This is a genomic window from Bacillus sp. K2I17 (genome assembly GCF_002209985.1).
GTDB classification, from domain to species: domain Bacteria; phylum Bacillota; class Bacilli; order Bacillales; family Bacillaceae_G; genus Bacillus_A; species Bacillus_A wiedmannii.
Genome location: NZ_NJGF01000019.1, coordinates 34,806 through 53,311, shown reverse-complemented (window position 1 = coordinate 53,311; position 18,506 = coordinate 34,806). Strand labels below are relative to the sequence as shown.

At 35.3% G+C, this 18,506-nt stretch carries 17 protein-coding genes; 8 read left to right on the top strand and 9 right to left on the bottom strand.

The annotated features are described in order from the left end of the window. Positions 1-187: 187 nt before the first annotated feature. Positions 188-457: a YolD-like family protein gene (locus CER22_RS20115; RefSeq protein ID WP_088609433.1), complete on the top strand. Its 270-nt coding sequence runs from the start codon at positions 188-190 to the stop codon at positions 455-457. Positions 458-550: 93 nt separating this feature from the next. Here the strand turns inward: CER22_RS20115 and CER22_RS20110 are convergent, their stop codons facing one another. Next, positions 551-2,500 (bottom strand): ABC transporter permease, encoded by a 1,950-nt coding sequence (locus CER22_RS20110; protein ID WP_088064666.1) that lies wholly within the window; start codon positions 2,498-2,500, stop codon positions 551-553. Continuing rightward, on the bottom strand, positions 2,487-3,257 hold the full coding sequence (locus CER22_RS20105; RefSeq protein WP_000859654.1) for an ABC transporter ATP-binding protein: 771 nt from the start codon (positions 3,255-3,257) through the stop codon (positions 2,487-2,489). The genes CER22_RS20110 and CER22_RS20105 overlap by 14 nt, the downstream gene beginning before the upstream one ends. A 306-nt stretch (positions 3,258-3,563) precedes the next feature. Between CER22_RS20105 and CER22_RS20100 the strand changes: the two genes are divergently transcribed. Then, positions 3,564-4,436 carry an AraC family transcriptional regulator gene (locus tag CER22_RS20100; RefSeq protein WP_088064667.1) on the top strand — a complete coding sequence of 291 codons (873 nt, stop codon included), beginning with the start codon at positions 3,564-3,566 and terminating at the stop codon, positions 4,434-4,436. 42 nt (positions 4,437-4,478) lie between these two features. Here CER22_RS20100 and CER22_RS20095 read toward each other — a convergent pair whose 3' ends face one another. Both CER22_RS20095 and CER22_RS20090 read right to left on the bottom strand, forming a co-directional pair. Beyond that, entirely contained in the window at positions 4,479-5,117 is a 639-nt protein-coding gene (locus CER22_RS20095; RefSeq protein ID WP_088064668.1) for an SdpI family protein, read from the bottom strand. Then, positions 5,114-5,386 (bottom strand): autorepressor SdpR family transcription factor, encoded by a 273-nt coding sequence (locus tag CER22_RS20090; protein WP_088064669.1) that lies wholly within the window; start codon positions 5,384-5,386, stop codon positions 5,114-5,116. The genes CER22_RS20095 and CER22_RS20090 overlap by 4 nt, the downstream gene beginning before the upstream one ends. Before the next feature lie 207 nt (positions 5,387-5,593). Between CER22_RS20090 and CER22_RS20085 the strand changes: the two genes are divergently transcribed. The 6 genes from CER22_RS20085 (at position 5,594) to CER22_RS20060 (ending at position 14,163) form a co-directional block, all read left to right on the top strand. After that, positions 5,594-6,289 carry a response regulator transcription factor gene (locus tag CER22_RS20085; RefSeq protein WP_000276736.1) on the top strand — a complete coding sequence of 232 codons (696 nt, stop codon included), beginning with the start codon at positions 5,594-5,596 and terminating at the stop codon, positions 6,287-6,289. Positions 6,290-6,291: 2 nt separating this feature from the next. Then, entirely contained in the window at positions 6,292-7,314 is a 1,023-nt protein-coding gene (locus CER22_RS20080) for a sensor histidine kinase (RefSeq protein WP_000765337.1), read from the top strand. A gap of 94 nt (positions 7,315-7,408) precedes the next feature. Further along, the gene (locus CER22_RS20075; protein ID WP_088609432.1) at positions 7,409-9,379 is read left to right on the top strand and encodes an FtsX-like permease family protein; all 1,971 of its coding nucleotides are present in this window, start codon (positions 7,409-7,411) and stop codon (positions 9,377-9,379) included. Between the two features lie 79 nt (positions 9,380-9,458). Further along, positions 9,459-11,414, top strand: a complete 1,956-nt coding sequence (locus CER22_RS20070) for an ABC transporter permease (protein ID WP_088064671.1) — start codon at positions 9,459-9,461, stop codon at positions 11,412-11,414. A 20-nt stretch (positions 11,415-11,434) separates the two neighbouring features. After that, positions 11,435-12,187 carry an ABC transporter ATP-binding protein gene (locus CER22_RS20065; protein ID WP_071757563.1) on the top strand — a complete coding sequence of 251 codons (753 nt, stop codon included), beginning with the start codon at positions 11,435-11,437 and terminating at the stop codon, positions 12,185-12,187. Next, a complete protein-coding gene (locus CER22_RS20060) occupies positions 12,184-14,163 on the top strand; it encodes an FtsX-like permease family protein (protein ID WP_088064672.1) in 1,980 nt (659 codons plus the stop codon). Before CER22_RS20065 ends, CER22_RS20060 begins: the two co-directional genes overlap by 4 nt. Positions 14,164-14,213: 50 nt before the next feature. Here CER22_RS20060 and CER22_RS20055 read toward each other — a convergent pair whose 3' ends face one another. From CER22_RS20055 to dagF, 5 genes are all read right to left on the bottom strand, one after another. Then, positions 14,214-14,411, bottom strand: a complete 198-nt coding sequence (locus CER22_RS20055) for a YjcZ family sporulation protein (RefSeq protein ID WP_001290402.1) — start codon at positions 14,409-14,411, stop codon at positions 14,214-14,216. A 168-nt stretch (positions 14,412-14,579) separates the two neighbouring features. Continuing rightward, positions 14,580-15,905 (bottom strand): gluconate permease GntP, encoded by a 1,326-nt coding sequence (gntP, locus tag CER22_RS20050; RefSeq protein ID WP_088064673.1) that lies wholly within the window; start codon positions 15,903-15,905, stop codon positions 14,580-14,582. Between the two features lie 110 nt (positions 15,906-16,015). After that, entirely contained in the window at positions 16,016-16,741 is a 726-nt protein-coding gene (locus CER22_RS20045; RefSeq protein ID WP_000539264.1) for a GntR family transcriptional regulator, read from the bottom strand. Then, positions 16,741-17,757, bottom strand: coding sequence for a sugar kinase (locus tag CER22_RS20040; RefSeq protein WP_088609431.1), 1,017 nt, complete (start codon positions 17,755-17,757; stop codon positions 16,741-16,743). The genes CER22_RS20045 and CER22_RS20040 overlap by 1 nt, the downstream gene beginning before the upstream one ends. Next, entirely contained in the window at positions 17,750-18,505 is a 756-nt protein-coding gene (dagF, locus tag CER22_RS20035) for a 2-dehydro-3-deoxy-phosphogluconate aldolase (protein ID WP_000181914.1), read from the bottom strand. Before dagF ends, CER22_RS20040 begins: the two co-directional genes overlap by 8 nt. Between the last annotated feature and the right edge of the window lies 1 nt (position 18,506).

Below are 18,506 nucleotides of genomic sequence, written 5' to 3'. Positions count from 1 at the left end.
ATCCCATTCAAAAAAGTACAAGAATGACAAATAATTACTATAAATAAGTGAATGAATTTGATAATTTTTTAGTACGAAGCCAATCCTGCTCCCAATCATCCATACTTACTTCGTTCTATCACACAAGGTACTTCCATAGTAATTAGCCTTCCCATATAGAAAATATATTGTTAGGAGAATAGAAAGCATGAGTAGTACAAATATATCAAAATCGACTGATATGAAAGAATCGCAAATAGTATCACCCTATGATGATAGAGACAAAATTGAAGATACTTTATTACGCTCTTACATTTCAGAAAAAGAAATATTGATCACTTATTATAAAGATGGTTATTTCCCTACAAGTTATATGACTGTAATGAAATTAAATCCTTTGAAGCGTTCTTTACTTTGCATAGATGCCTTTAACCGAAAGCATACTTTTAGTTTCATCGACATAATCGATGCGCGTTAATTATCTCTTCATTATAATTAGAACGTAAAAAAAGCCATTCACCTCATAAAAAATTAGGTAAATGGCTTTCTTATTTTCTCGCAGCTTCACTTATTATTTCGCACTCACAATCTTATAATAAGAACGAACTGTTAGGAAGTAATATCCGATATAAATGACACCATATACTCCAATACTAATTAGGAGCGGGATCATAATTTCAAATGGTAATATATTTGACAAACCTTTTAGTGCAAATAAACTGTGTAAAATACCGATAATTAACGGAATAGCAAAGATAAAGCTCACTTGTTTTGCTATAGCTCTCTTCATCTCTTGCTTCGTTACACCAATTTTATGAAGAACAACGTAACGATCACGGTCAGCACTTGCTTCTGTAAGCTGTTTAAAGTAAATGATTGAGCCTGTCGCTAATAGGAAAACTAATCCTAAGAATAGCCCAATGAACATCATTAAACCTGTCGTTTCAATTCCCATTTGGAATCCTGTATAGAAATCGTTAAATGGTTTTAAAACTTCCGATTCGCCTGCTGGCATAACGTTTGCTAATTTCGCTGTTAACTCTTTACTATTTCGCTCACCTTTTACATCAATATTTTTTACAGCGCGTGTTTCATATACTTGTTTCGCCTGCTCATATGTTTGATCTGGAACGATTACAAATAGTTCATTTAAGTTTGTAAGACTTCTACTATTTACACCTTTAATGTTTAGCTCTTTCGATTCATTCCCAACAGGAAATACAGCTTTATTTCCTGTATAAAGAGGACCAAAATCAAGTTTTTCAATATAGAGGCTATCGTATACAAAGGCTTCATTCGCACTTAAATTTACAGGCTCTACATCTAATCGTTTCGCAATTGTATTAAAGCTTGATTGAGAAATAAGCTGGTACTGCTTCGTAACATTATAATGTGTGTTCAGCACTTGATCTGCTCTTTCACCTTTAAATGTTCCCTTCACAGGAATCATTTCAACTTCTGATTCATATGTCACTGGATGATTGCTCTTCTCTCCAGCAAGTATTTCTTTTACTTTTTTATCTAGTGCTTCATCTTTTTTCTCGTAAGAATAACTATACGGAGCAGCAACTTTTGATTGCGTAAATGTGTTGTAATACATCGTAACTGACGTACCAACCGCTGTTAATGTCACTGCACTTAAAATAGCAATTGTTGCTAGTGATTTCGAGTTTCCTTTAATGCGATATAGTAGTTGCGATGTCGTTACCATATTCATACCGTTATAAAATGCTGACTTATTATTTCTTGCTCGCTTCAATACAAATACTGTGAAGAACATAAACAATAAATAAGTTCCTGCTACTGTCGCTAGTAAAATGTATAATGCAACGACCATAAAGTCTGCATACATAACTGCTTTCATGTACATTAACGCTAAGAAATAACCTGAACCGATTAAGAAAACTGAAATTAACGCCATCACTACGGATCCTTTTGGCATTGCTTCTCCTTCGCGTTCCGCTCGGAAAAGTTCAATTAGCTTAAAGCGATAAATTAAACGATATCCTTGAAGTGATGTATACAAAATAATCACAAAGAAAATAAGTGCTGTATCAATAACTGCGGCCATCGGTATTTCAAAATGAACGTTTAAGTTTATTCCCATCATACTTATTAGTAGTTCAAGGAATAGTTTTGAAAGAACGCTACCGATCGCAATTCCGATAATTAAAGACATTAATCCCATTAACATATTTTCATAAAACAGCATTTTACCAATTTGTCTTTTACGAATGCCTAATAAGGAATATAGCCCAACTTCTTTTTTACGCTTCCTTGTAAAGAAACCGTTCGAATATATAATGAACACCGCTACGAAAATAATTAGCATAACACTTGAAACTTGGAACGCTCCGCTAATTTTTTTAGAAGCTTCCGCAGCTTTTTCCATTTGTGAATTATACTGCAACGCCTTAAATGTAAAATAAATGACGATGCTAAAGATCATAGATGCAAAATATACAAAGTAGTCTTTAAAATTCCGCTGTATGTTGCGGAGGGCAATGCTAGATAAGGTCATCAGCCATACCTCCGGAAATGGAAGACATTACGTCAACGACTTGTTGGAAGAACTGTTTACGCGTTAATTCCCCGCGGTGCAATTCTTTATATAACTCACCATCTTTAATGAAAATAACTCGTTTACAGTAACTCGCCGCAAACGCATCATGTGTTACCATTAAAATTGTAGAGTTATCATATTCATTTAACGACTTCATACTTTCAAGTAAATCTGTCGCTGATTTAGAATCAAGCGCTCCTGTCGGCTCGTCCCCGAAAATCATACTAGGATTCGTAACGATCGCACGCGATGCTGCGCAGCGCTGCTTCTGTCCGCCTGACACTTGATATGGGAACTGACTTAAAATGTGATCAATACCGAATTTCTTTGAAATTTCAAGAACGCGGCGATCAATCTCACTCGCTTTCACCTTTGATAACGCAAGAGGTAACGCAATGTTCTCTTTTACCGTTAACGTATCTAATAAATTATAATCTTGGAAAATGAACCCTAAATGATCGCGGCGGAATAACGCTAACTTATCATCGTTCATCTTCACGATATCTTTTCCATCAATTAAAATTTCACCGTTCGTCGCATTATCAATTGTAGAAAGAACGTTTAGTAAAGTCGTCTTACCCGAACCAGAAGGTCCCATAATTCCAACGAACTCACCTTCTTTTACTTGTAAGTTAATACCTTTTAACGCTGCAAACTTATTACCACCCGTGTCATACACTTTTTCAATATTTTTTGCTTCTAACACTGTTTTCATCTCGACATCCCTCATTTCTTCTATTCTCTATTTTCAACTATATACACTCTCTACTCTTGCCACTATCGATGTTTCTTACACAAACATGACAGTTATGTAAGACGCATAAGTAAAGATATAAAAATTTAACCTACTGAACAAAAGTACTTTGTTACTATAGCATTGGGATATCATACCATCCATTCATTCTCCTTACAGGAACATTACAATTTTGTAAGGTTAAAAATGTACCCTACAAAGTTGTGCATGAAATGTCGGATGGACTTCGTTTGTTCCTGCTATTCTATTTAACAAGGAGGTCATCGTATGGATTCACTTAAAAACATGAATGCGGCAATGCAATATATTGAAAATAACTTAACAGATGAAATTGATTTTAAAGAAGTCGCAAAAATAGCTTACTGCTCTGAATACCATTTCAAAAGAATGTTTTCTTTCCTAGCTGGCGTATCACTATCAGAATATATTCGTTGTAGGCGTCTTACTCTTGCTGCTTTTGAACTAAAAGATAGCAATGCAAAAGTCATTGATGTCGCTATCAAATATGGATACAACTCACCCGATTCCTTTACACGTGCCTTTCAAAACTTGCACGGTATAACGCCTTCAGAAGCTCGAAGTACAATTCGTTCTTTGAAAGCTTATTCACCAATGACCTTCCAGTTATCGATTCAAGGAGGAAATGAAATGAATTATCGAATTAAAGAAAAAGAACCATTTCGAATTATTGGTATTACGAAACGAGTACCGATTGTGTTTAATGGTGTAAATGAAGAAATTGCTTCTATGTGGAAGAGTTTAAATCCAGAGTCCATTCAAACGTTAAAGTCCCTTTCAAACATGGAACCGAATGGAATTATTAGTGCTTCTACTAACTTTTCTGAAGGAAGGATGGAGGAAAAGGGAGAACTTGATCACTACATTGGAGTAGCCACAACGAAAAATTGTCCAGCGCAATTCGCGCAACTTGAAGTCACAGCTTCAACGTGGGCTATCTTTGAAGCTGTCGGTCCATTTCCTGAAACATTACAAAATGTATGGGGACGCATTTATTCCGAATGGTTTCCTTCTTCCAACTATGAATTAGCGGTAGGACCGGAAATATTGTGGAATGAACAGAAAGATGTATCTTCTCCAAACTTTAAAAGTGAAATTTGGATACCGATTTTGAAGAAATAAGAAATAAAGCTGCTCTTCCTTAGAAGGAAAAGCAGCTTTTATTTACATTTTTAGTTCTTTTTTATAAGCAACATAAGAATATCCCATCGTTAGTCCTACTGCACCGATAATAATCCCAATTATTAAGAAAGCTTTCCATACTACTGGGGCAAAAATACTTAACATCATAATAATTCCTAATACAACAAACACCTTTCCACTAAAACGGTGTGTCTTCCTCCACACTTCCTCGTTACTTAATGTCCACGGTGTTTTTATACCTACAAAGTAGTTTGGTTTACATTGTGGTAAATAGTTGCCGATGACTATAAATAAAAGACCAACAAGAATATGCGGTGTACTATTCATGGGAATGTCATAACCTAATCCAGCACCAATTCCAATGATACTTACTAAAAATAATAGGACTAATACGCTATAATTCATTACATTATATCCTTTAGAAAATTTCTTATAATTCCCATGCTTCGGATCTATCTTAGGCAATAAAGTCAATAACACATATATAAAAACCATAACTGCAACATCCAAAATCATCATGCCCATTTTTGACATATGTCCATCTACCTCACCAGCAAGATTCCAATGACTCGGAACCTCCTCCGGTAAATGCGGCCACGCGGCACACCATGCAATAATCGTTAAAGCAATTAATAATAACGGAAATATATGCTTCCTCATTTCCCCTCTTCCCCCTTATTCGTAAATGTAAACACCCAAGTCAATAAATCTTGAAATACAGTTGTATTTAAAGAGTACATAACGAATTGCCCTTTTTTTTCATCTTGAATAAGTTCAGCATTTTTAAGTGCGTTTAAGTGGTGTGAAATACTTGGCTTCGTCATATTGAAATGTTCAGCAATCTCACCAGCAGTTAAATCATCTTCTTTCAATAAGTCCAAAATTTTTCGCCTTGTTGGATCTGCTAATGCTTTGAATGCTTGATTCAATGTCTTTCTTCCTTTCACTAATTAGACATTTAGATATTTATCTAAATATTAAATCACTTCCAATTAATTGTCAATTATACATAAGCCCTTTTTACTTTTCACACTTTTGACCTATACTGTTTATTAGCCTACATTTCAACATAATGAAAAGACTTGAAACACATGATACACTATAGCTACAATTGTTTTTTTAGGAGGAGTATACATATGTATAAAATTTTAATCGTTGAAGACGATCCAAATATTTCATCATTACTACAATCTCACATTCAAAAATATGGCTATGAAGCTGTTGTTGCAGAGAATTTCGATGATATTATGGAATCGTTTAATGCAGTGAAACCACATCTTGTTTTACTTGATGTAAACTTACCGAAATTCGATGGATTCTACTGGTGCCGTCAAATTCGTCATGAATCTACTTGTCCAATTATTTTCATTTCAGCGCGTGCTGGCGAGATGGAACAAATTATGGCGATTGAAAGCGGTGCGGATGATTATATTACAAAACCGTTCCACTATGACGTTGTAATGGCGAAAATTAAAGGTCAATTACGCCGTATTTACGGTGATTATGCGCCAAATATTTCTGAACGTATCGTTGAAGTAGAAGGTTTAAAACTATTCCCAGAACGCCCAGAAATCCATTTCGGTGCTGAGCAAGTTCTTTTAACGAAGAAAGAGGCAATTTTAGCAGAAATGTTATTATCTAAATTCCCTCGTACAGCGAGCCGTGAAGATTTATTAGCTGCCCTATGGGATGACGAAAGCTTCGTTGAGGAAAATACATTAAACGTAAACATTACGCGTCTTCGTAAAAAGTTCAATGAGCTTGGTATTGAAAATGCTATTGAAACAGTACGTGGACTTGGGTATCGTTTTAACGCAACTTGGAGTGAATAAGCATGAAGCTATTTTTACGTGATCATTTTGCATTTTTTCTACTATATGTATTAAACTTCGGCATCATTTTCGTTCTGTATGATGCAGTAGATGGATTTCAAAATAATAAATTTTACTTCGTCGTTTTAAGTTTATATTTATTCATTTGTTTCCTCGCTTATCGTTACGTCCGCAATCGTAGAATGTACCATAGATTAAGTGAGCAACCAGAGAAAATGGAAGATGCGTTTATTGAAAGAGCAACTGCTCCGATGCCTCACGGTGTAAATGAACTCGTGCGCACACAGTACCGTCTCTTCCAAAAGGAACTACAGTCGTATGAAGTAAAACAACAAGAACATCAATTATTCATTAACCACTGGGTGCATCAAATGAAGACACCTGTGTCTGTTATGCAACTTATGGTACTCGAAATGGAAGATGAACATTTGATTCCGAAATTCAAAAAAGAATTAGAACGATTAAATCAAGGACTCGATATGGCTTTATATATGGCAAGGTTAAATAACTTCCATGAAGATTTCCACGTTGAGACGATTTCATTAAAAGATGCGGTAACAAAAAATATTAACGGATTAAAAGAACTATTCATTCGAAATGGGGTCTTCCCTGTTTTAGAAGTTCATTCCGATTTAAAAGTTGCTTCTGATGCGAAATGGCTAAAGTTCATCATTTATCAGTTAATGACAAATGCAGTTCGTTACTCTGGTGAGCGCGGGAAGAAAGTTTTCTTATCTGCTTATCGAAACGGAAAAGATATTATTTTAGAAGTTCGCGATGAAGGTGTTGGTATTCCGCAAGAAGATATTCGAAGAGTATTTGAACCGTTTTACACTGGGAAAAACGGTCGCGCATTCGGAGAATCTACTGGTATGGGACTTTATATTGTAAGTAAAATTTGTGATTATTTAGGTCACTCTGTCAAACTAGATTCTGAAGTTGGTAAAGGAACGACGATTAAAATCATCTTCCACAACGCTGCAAATAATCAAGCAGAACATACAGAGAAGGTGACCGAAGCATGATCGGAACATATGCTAGCAAAATGTATGAGAACTTACTCTCATACATTTTTTGCAATAAAACTACATATTTACCTTCTAACGGGAGGTACATATTATGACATTTTGGCAGTTTGCCTTTAAAAATGTAACGCGTAATTCCAGAGCTTATTTTGCTTATTTCTTAAGCAGTTCCTTTTCAATTGCTGTTTTCTTTTCGTTTGCTGTTTATTTGTTTCATCCGAAATTACAAAATCCCACTATGATCTCTGAAATTTCAGGATTAATGATTTTTTCAGAAGTTGTTATTGTCTTGTTCTCGTTCTTTTTTCTACTCTATTCAATTGGATCGTTTTTAAAAGTTCGTAAAAAGCAATTTGGTATTTTAACTATTTTAGGTATATCAAAAAAACAATTACATCGACTCGTTTTCACTGAAAATATGTTAATTGGTATTTTATCTATCTTTTTCGGTATGCAGTTTGGATTTGTATTTTCACAATTTTTCTTATTAGTGACAGCGAAAATTACACATCTACCAGGGATATATTTATATCCACCTACGAATGCTTTCATTTTAACAACGATTGTATTTCTTGGTCTCTTTATCGCTGTATCTTCATTTACACCCATGCTAATTCGTACGAAAAAGACGGTAAACCTTTTAAAAACTAATGGTGGGAAACAAAAGGAAAGAAAACCATCCATATTCATTTCTCTATTTGGTGCTATCTGTTTATTAGGTGGTTATATTTTAGCTGCAAACCCTAAATATTTCTTCTCAATAAACACGCAAGTAGGCGTTATCTATATGGTTTCAAGTGTTTTTGTGATTCCAGCACTTGTTACAATTGGGACATATTTTTTCTTTTCTCAAATTAGTTTCTTACTTATTTATATTTTAAAGAAAAGAAGAAATTTTTATATGAAACGAATTAACATGCTTTGGATTTCGGATTTAGCAAGTCGTATTCGAACGAATATCAATATGCTTTTTATTGTAGCGATGCTTTCTACAATTGCTTTCACAATGATTACGTTCCTATATGGATTCGGAAAGTTTACAAAGCTAGATGTTGCGAGAACTTCACCTTTTCCATTTTCTTATTTTTCATATGACGCAAATCCTTTTGTTAACGAGCATTTAACTTGGCTTGAAAAGCAGTTACAAAAGGAAGATTTCTCTTATAAAAAACTAAAAGCTGATTTATATGAAACACCACTGAAAGAAGATGAAGGTATAACGACTTACAATGACATCTATGCAATGAAACAAAGTGACTATAACAAACTTGCAGCTTCCCTGCGAATGAAACAACTATTCATGAGCGATAACGAAGCATATGTCTTAACAGGTAGCGCTTATTTCACCTTATTCAGCCAATTTGAGCCAAGCTACAATAGAAAATCCATTACACTTTCTAGCACAAATACGACATTACAAGTAAAAGGATATGAACAAGTAGGGGCCATTCCCTCTGACTTTTCATATCAAACTTTAATTTTACCTGACGCTGTTGTAAACAACTTACCAAATACAACAAAGCATGTAGCAGCGTACAATTATAACGTACAAAACTGGGAAAAGACGTATGAAATCGCTGATGATTTTATGAAAAAAATACAAAGAGATCGACAGGAATTCCAATACGAAGGACCCCTTATACGCTCCTATGAATCAGCAGGCTCATTATATAGAATTACATCAGGAAGTGCCGCATACTTCCTAATCGGGACATTCTTAGGTGTCATTTTCTTTATTGGAGCAGGTAGCGTTCTTTACTTTAGACTGTATACTGATTTAACGAATGAACAAGAAAAATATGTAGCAATTTCAAAAATTGGTGTAACAGATGTAGAGATGAAAATATCTGCAACCATTCAACTTAGCATTTTATTTTTCGTTCCGTACGTTATGGCGTCCATTCATACAATGTTCGCAACAAAAATGCTCCAAGACGTAATTGATTTATCACTATTCAAAGAAATTTCAGCTGTTCTTATTATTTTTGGAGTCGTTGAAGTCATCTTTTTCTTATTTATTCGTTCCTTTTACATGCAAAAGTTATCAGAGTATACGAATGGTTAAGTTTTATAAATATATTAGTACAGGAAAAGGGTATCTCTTATATCCTTTTCTTCTTCACTCTATTAGGAGGTTCAGGTGAATGACATTTTGGCAGTTTGCATTCAAAAACGTAAACCGGAACGCCAGAGCTTATTTCGCCTATTTTGTAAGTAGTGCATTTTCCATTGCAATTTTTTTCTCGTTTGCGGTTTATTTATTTCATCCTAAATTGCATATGACAGGCGTGAATGCTGCTCTGAACATATTAATGACAATTTCAGAAATTGTCATTGTATTCTTTTCATTTTTCTTTTTACTATATTCAATCGGTACTTTCTTAAAAGTACGAAAAAAGCAATTTGGGATTTTAACAGTACTTGGCATATCTCAAAAACAATTAAAGAGACTCGTATTTCTAGAAAACATGCTAATTGGTGTTCTTTCCATCTTTTTCGGCATTCAACTTGGACTTGTCTTCTCGCAGTTCTTTTTATTAGTTACCGCCAAAATTACACATGTTCCTGGTTTATATTTATATTGGCCAACAGCTGCCATTATTTTAACTATGATCATTTTTCTAGGACTCTTCATTCTCGTCTCATCGTTTACGCCGATGCTCATTCGGACGAGAAAGGCTGTACGTCTTTTAAAAGAAGGAACAAAACAAAAAGAAAGAAAAGCATCCGTGCTCATCTCTCTATTTGGTGCGACATGTTTAATATCTGGATACGTACTAGCAGCAAATCCGCTATATTTCATGTCGCTCGGCGAAGTAGTTGGGCTTTTGTACGCCGCCACCAGTATATTTCTCATTCCGTCACTTGTTGCAGCTGGAACATACTTTTTCTTTTCACAAATTAGTTTTTTACTCATTCGTATATTAAAAACGCGAAGAACATTTTATATGAAGCGAATTAATATGCTTTGGATTTCTGATTTAGCAGCGCGCATTCGGACAAACATTAACATGCTCTTTATTGTAGCGATGCTATCAACACTTGCTTTTACTATGATTACATTCTTATATGGTTTTGGTAAATTTATGAAGTTCGATACAGTAAGAGAAAATCCTTTTCCTTTTACATATTTATCACATACTGAAAATACGTTAGCGGATGAACATTTAAATTGGTTAAAACAAAAGTTTAACGAAGAGCAATTTACTTATAAACAATTTAAAACGGATATATATGAAGTATCTTCAGCGGAAGGAAATTCTCAGCTCTATTATGCAATTAAACAAAGTGACTATAATGTACTTGCTAAGGCTTTAAATTGGGAAACGCTCACGGTAAATAAGAATGAATCTTATATTCTTATGAAAGACTTAGATGATCAGGTTATTGGAACGCTTCATAATAAAGACAAGAAAAATACTCTTACACTTACTCAAAACAATTTACAACTACAAGTGAAAGAATATAAAAGTTATAACCCATTCCCAAATCGCTTAATATACCAATTGCTCATACTATCTGATGAAAATGTAGAGGCGTTATCATCCGTTTCAAAACAGATGAGTGTATATAGCTTTAAAGTTAAGGACTGGGAAAAAGCTAATAACATCGGCTCTTTATTCATAGAAAAAGTGAATACAGACGGGAACAACATTCAAGCAGAGCACCCGCCTTTCCATGCAAGTGAAGCGAGCGATTCTCTATACACAACAAAACAAAATGTCGCTTCGTTCTTCTTAATTGGGACTTTCTTAGGTGTTATTTTCTTTATTGGTGCTGGCAGTGTTCTTTACTTCAGAATGTATACAGATTTAACAAATGAGCAAGAAAAGTATGTAACGATTACAAAAATCGGTTTAACAGAAGCTGAGATGAAACGATCTGCTACAATTCAACTTGCAATTCTTTTCTTTGTTCCATACATTATGGCATCGATTCATACGATGTTTGCGACAAAGATGCTACAAGAAGTATTACATCTCTCGTTCTTCGCTGAGATTACAGTCGTACTTATGATTTTTGGAACGGTTGAAATTTTATTTTTCCTTTTAATTCGTTCCTTCTATATGCAAAAATTATCACAACACATTAAGTTTTAACGGATAGAAAGGTGATTACTATGGAAGAAGTTTTACACATAAAAAACGTCTCAAAAGTGTATGAAGGAAAAGTCCCTCATACTGCTTTAAAAAATATAAATTTACATGTAGATAAAGGTGAATTTGTCGCTATCATGGGACCATCTGGTAGTGGTAAATCTACATTTTTAAACGTTATCTCTACAATTGATTCACCTACTTCTGGTGATGTCGTTATTAACGGAAAAAAACCGCACACATTTCGTAGAGAGAAGTTAGCTATTTTCCGCCGCCAAGAGTTAGGATTTGTTTTCCAAAACTTTAACCTACTAGATACACTAACAATCGGTGAAAATATCGTACTACCTTTAACATTAGATAATGTTCCATTAAAAGAAATGGACGAAAAGCTTAATAACATTTCCAAAAAGCTTGGCATTGATCATATTTTAGACAAACGTATTTTTGAAGTTTCTGGGGGACAAGCACAACGTACCGCAGTAGCACGTGCTGTTATTCATCATCCGTCACTTCTACTTGCCGATGAGCCAACGGGAAATTTAGATTCAAAAGCGGCAATTGACGTGATGGAACTATTTACGAAATTGAATAAAGAAGAAGATGCAACAATTTTAATGGTTACGCACGATCCATTCGCAGCAAGTTACTGTAACCGCGTCATTTTTATTAAAGATGGCGAGCTTTACAACGAACTACATCGCGGGCTATATCGCGAAAAGTTTTATCAAGAAATATTAGATGTTTTAGCATTATTAGGAGGAAGACGTGGATGACATTTTGGCAATTTGCATTTAAAAATGTCTCGCGTAATTCTAAAGCATATTTCGCTTATTTTGTAAGTAGTGCTTTTTCTATCATGGTTTTCTTTTCATTTACTGTATACGCGTATCACCCGCGCTTCCAAAATGTACAAAGCTTTCAAGAACGTGATCCTCTAATGAACTTAGCTAGTACAGCACAGCTTGTTATCGTTATGTTCTCGTTCTTCTTTCTCTTATATTCAATTGGAACATTTTTAAATGTACGGAAGCAGCAATTCGGGATACTCACGATTCTCGGTATCTCACAGAAACAATTAAAAAGACTTTTATTTACTGAAAACATGATCATCGGGATATTGTCTATCTTTATCGGCATTCAAGGTGGCCTTGTATTTTCTAACTTTTTCTTATTAGTCACTTCGAAATTAACAAATGCGAAAGGTCTCTATTTATATTGGCCAACAGAAGCGATAATCGTGACAACCGTAACGTTTATCATTTTATTTTTAATCGTTTCTACGTTTACACCGATGTTTATTCGTACGCGTAAAACAGTCCATCTTATTAAAGGGAACAAGAAAGTGACAGCCGAAAAAAGGCCGTCTATACTCATTTCGATATTTGCTTTAACTTGTTTAGGGTTATGTTATTATATTGCTGGTTATCCACAAGGCTACGTAACCGAAAAAAATGTGCAAAACGGATCTGTCTTCTTTATTATATTATCTATTTTGCCACTCGTAGTAATCGGAACATATTTTTTCTTTTCACAAACATTTCTTCTTTTTATCTATATTTTAAAGAAGCGTAGAAAGTTTTATTTGAAACAAATAAACATGTTATGGATTTCAGATTTAGTTGCTCGTACCCGTAGTAATATTAATGTACTCTTTATCGTTTCTATGCTATCTGCGCTTGCATTTACGATTATTATCGGACTATTTGCTGCGAATAATAATACAAAAGCGTCGATACTAGAGCGATATCCTATTCCCTTCACATACAAATTAGAAGGGGATCATTCCCTTGAACGAAAGCACGTTAATACTATTGAATCCGAACTTTCCAATGCTCATTTTCAATATAAAAAATATAAATTTACGCTTTTAAAAGATACTGCTTCAAAAGAAGAGATTGCAATTATGAAAATGAGTGATTATAACGAAATTGCTAAACAGTTAAAGAGACCTACAATCACCCTTGATTCAAAAGAAGTTTACATTATTTCTGGCTATTCACCAGAGCTATTAAACCTTGTATCAAATCCATTTGTAAAACAAAATACAATTACGCTTGAATCCAATAAAAAGGAGTTTTATATAAAGGGATTTATTAACAAAGGAATAGCACCACCATTTGCATTAGCAAATTTAGTTATTATGCAAGATTATGCAATCGATACTATGATTCCTCATATTGAAACCATTACAGTTTATAACTACTTCGTGGATAATTGGGAAAATGCAATTATTCCAACAAAAAATATATTAAAAAGTATTAGTAATGACACCGAAAAATATTATGAGGCACATAAAGACGATAAGCATGCATCTCCCGTTCCTTTTAATATTTATACAGCTACTGATGAGTTACTCCATAATAAAGAAAATGCAGTTGCTCAATTCTTTATTTGGGCATTTCTTGGCTTTATCTTCTTTATCGGTGCGGCTAGCGTTTTATACTTCCGTATGTATAACGACTTAACGAATGAAAAACAAAAATACATTACGATTACAAAACTAGGCTTAACTGAATCAGAAATGTTTCGCTCTGCAACGATTCAGTTAGGAATTTTATTTTTCGTTCCTTATATCGTTGCTGGTGTTCACACATTATTTGCGGTTAAGTTTTTACAAAGCATGTTTTCTTTCTCATTACTAAAAGAGTTATTAATTATACTCACCTTTTTCGGGATTATCGAGATCATTTTCTTCTTCTTAATCCGTTCTCTGTACATTAATAAATTATCACAGCATATAAAAATATGAATAAAATAGCCTTGTGCAGTATGCACAAGGCTATTTTCAATAGTTTTTAATTAGCAGCAATATCCACCATAGCCGCCGCCATAACCGCCGTAACCACCATAACCACAACCGCCTCCGCCTCCGCCGAAGCAGCTAGCACCGATGATAATTAATAAAATAAACAATACGATTAGAAGCGCAAAACCGCCTCCGCAACCATGGTGTCTGCGGTTACAATCATCATGTCTGTGTTCACACTTTTCGCTCATTACTCTATTCCTCCTTTAGTATCATTCATAACAAGTTCACCTTGCTCTAAATGAGGGGATTCCATTTATAGTATGTTTTCAGGGCGAATAGGAAGCTTGGCTTACCTAAAAACGGGCTTGTTTTTGGAAATGGGCTTCATCAAAAAAAGATACCAATTAAGGTATCTTCTAAATAAAAGTATTTAATAAAAGCGCAAAACCAAATGCAATAAATGATAACAATGTCTCAAGTACCGTCCACGTTTTAAACGTTTCCTTCACCGTTAATCCTAAATACTCTTTTACAAGCCAAAACCCTGCATCATTTACGTGAGAAAACATTAATGATCCTGCACCTGTTGCTATAACGAGCAATTCTAAATTTACACCTGACATGTGCTGAATAACTGGTGAAACAATCCCTGCTGCTGTCGTTAATGCTACTGTCGCTGAACCTGTTGCAATTCGAATTAATCCAGCTACCATGAAAGCTAACACAATTGGTGATAACGATATATGTTCTGCCATTTGGGCAATCGCTGTTCCAACGCCGCTTTCAATTAATATTTGTTTAAATCCACCGCCTGCACCAATAATTAAAATAATGGAACCGACCGGTAATAAACTTTCATCCATTAATTTTTTAATCACCTTTTTATTAATTCCTTGCCTTATTCCAAGTAAATAAAATGCTGCAAAACATGAAATAAGTAAAGCAATTACTGGACTTCCTATAAATACAAAAAATTCAGTTATCTTTTTCGGTAATGAAATATATGGTGCAACTACTGATAAAATCATCAATACAACTGGTAATAAAATAATAAAAAATGAAACTTTACGACTTGGTAAATCTGTTGATACAGTCGTAACTCGAACAAGCTCTGGTTCATTTTCAGGTATAACCCTTTTATGTACCCACTTTGCAAATATCGGTCCTGCGATAATGGCTGCTGGTAACGCGATAAGTAATGAATATAAAAGTACCTTTCCTAAGTTCGCGTTATAAATACCGATTGCTGTCATCGCCCCTGGATGTGGTGGTACAAGCCCGTGCACAATAGATAATCCAGCAATAACAGGTAACGCAATTAATAATATATTTTGCTTCGTCGTTTTTCGAATAGAAATAACAAGTGGTAATAAAATGACGATCCCCACTTCAAAAAATACCGGAATCCCTATAACAAATCCTGCAAATAACATAGCCCAAGGTAGTTTCTTTACACCGAAAAATCGAATAAAGAAGTCTGCCACTTGCATGCCGGCCCCTGAATCGGACATCATTTTTCCTAAAATTGTTCCGAGAGCTAAAATACCAACTAGATGCCCTAGTACACTACCGACACCAGTTTCATAGGCAGTCACTATTTTCGTCAAATTCAATCCAGACATGATAGCTAAAAATAAACTTGCAACTGTTAAACTGATAAATGCATGCCATTTCCACCATGATACCCCTAAAATAACAATCGCGATTGCAAGTAACGTGACGATTAATAAGTATATATCCATCTCTCATTCCCCTTACTTTTATCCCGTATTTGCAGGCAATAAGCACCTAATTGGTGCGGGATGAATCTAATGAAACACTTTATAAAAAAAGAGGGCGAATCCCCTCTTTTTTATACGTCATAATTCACTACATAATGCTGCATTTCTGTGTTGTAGTAGCCTTCGCTATATTCAATTACTTCTCCAACTTCATCGTAAGAATAGCGCATACGTTTTAATAGCGCTGTCCCCTCTTTTTCACCTAACGCTTCGGCAACGAAACTAGGCGCAAGCCCAACAGCGAATTCATCTCTGAAGTTTTCTAAATGTATACCTCGGTCTTCCACTAAATCGTAAAGCGATTGCAAGTCAAAGTCCGATAAATCTGTACTTGCCATGTGTGCTGAGAAATAGTGCGTATAATGAATGTACGGTGCATCATTTAACGTATATAAACGTTCAATGCGAAAACTTTCCTTACCGAATAATCGAAATGGCACCGTTCCTTCTTCATTATGAACGATTTCTGCTTTGAGCAATTTCTTCTGTACTTTATATCCTTCTTCCACTAACACTTCTGTAAATTTCTTACCCTTTGACAACTTTGTCGCAGAAGTATTACGGATAACTTTCGTTCCTTTACCGCTTTTCTTTTCTAAATATCCTTCTTGAGCAAGTTCTTTAATCGCATTACGCACTGTAATTTTGCTCACTTTGAACTCTTCTTCTAACTGCGGTTCGGAAGGAATATTCGTATGAATCGCATATACACCATGCAATATTCGATCACGAATAATATTTTTTATTTGTAAATATAATGGTCCTTTTTTCCTCGTTACGTTCACCGTTACACCCACTACCTTTCTACATCACCTACTGATGCCGTCATTGCCCGAAGTATATCCTTCTCTGATGACATTGGCGTATCACCGACGATTGTATGTGCAAGCATTCCAGCTGCTGACGCAAATGAAACAGCTTTCTCTGGTGCAAACTCTTCTATCTCGCCATGAATAATCCCGCTCGTATAAGCATCTCCAGCACCTATTCTATCATATACAGAAAACGTAAGTGTTTTTGCAAAAGTGAACGCACCATCTTTACATATAAACCCGCGAAGCGAGTGTGTATTATCGCTATTAATAGAGCGATGTGTACCAGCAATTGTAGCGATATGATATGTTTCAGCAACCTTTGGAATAAGATCAACAAGTTGCGCCTCTCGCTCCGTCTCCTCGGTTTTCATTCCCAGAACGAACATTGCATCTTTTTCGTTCATCATAACGATATCAGCAAGAGCCAGCATTTCTTCATAATGTGGTTTCGCCTGCTTATACCCGTCTTCTCCCCAAAGAGATGGACGATAGTTGCAATCAAAGACGACAGTTCCTCCGTTTTCTTTCACTGCTTTCGCTAAAGATTTCATATGATGGCGCACCGTATCATTCATCGCAAGTGTAATCCCGCAAAAATGAACGATATCAATTTCCTTTGCGATTTCTTCAAATTGATACATGTCTTCACATGCCGTATTGAAACTACTTTCTAATCGATTTGAATAAGTAACGCGGCTTGCACGTGCGCCAAATCCATTTTCTAAAAAGTACATGCCGACATATTTACCGCCTCTTGAAATAAACGGCGTCCGAATGCCTAACTTTTGAATATGTGATACCGCAGCATCCCCAACCGAGTTCTCTGGTAAAGTTGAAATAAGAAAGCCTTCGTGACCGAGATGAGAAAGTGCTGCTGCAACATTCACACCTGTACCAGAAAATGAGTAGTTTAATGTGTTAGCTTGCGACAACAACTCATATCCTGGTACTTGCAGGCGCATCATTACTTCGCCGAATGCTGCAATTTTCTTACGCATTTTGATCAACTAGCTTCTTCACTACCGCTAATAATTCGCGAACATCTTCTACTTTCGTATTGCCAGTTTCTTTATCAATAATAGAAGAGTACACGTGCGGGATAACTTGCTCTACATTTGCTTCTAGCGCAATACGTACAATTGTTTCGAAGTTTTCTTTATCAATTCCGCCTGTTGGCTCTAATGCAAATCCCTCTTCCGCACAAGCTTTCGCAACTGCGCGATATTCTTCTTCATGAGCTAAACCTTTCATTGGGAAGTATTTCAATGAATTTCCGCCCATATCACGTACAAGTGCGATTGCTGTTTTAATTGGAACGATTGCTTTTTCCTCTCCAGCTGCACTAATTGGACCCGTAGAAATATTTACGTACCCTACTTTTCCTGTTGGAGATACTAAACTATTAATCCAGCTATCTTTTCCGCCAAGATTTGCACGTGTCGCTCCAACTGAAGGGAACACTTGATTAATATGACTACCAGGATAATGCTTCGCAATTTCAGCTACAACTGCTGCTTGGCGATTATCTCCTGCGCCTAATCCGATTGATACAGCGTCATCAATTTCTTTTCCGTATGCTTTCATCGCTGTAACTGCTTCTTCTACTGTTGGATAATCTTTTGATAACACTCCAACAACTACATAACCTTCTGCGGCCTCAAAAATGTCTTTCGCATTTTCGATATTGTTCGCTAATACATTTAATGCTACGCGGCCTTTATAAAAACGTTTTTGAATGTTTGTCATT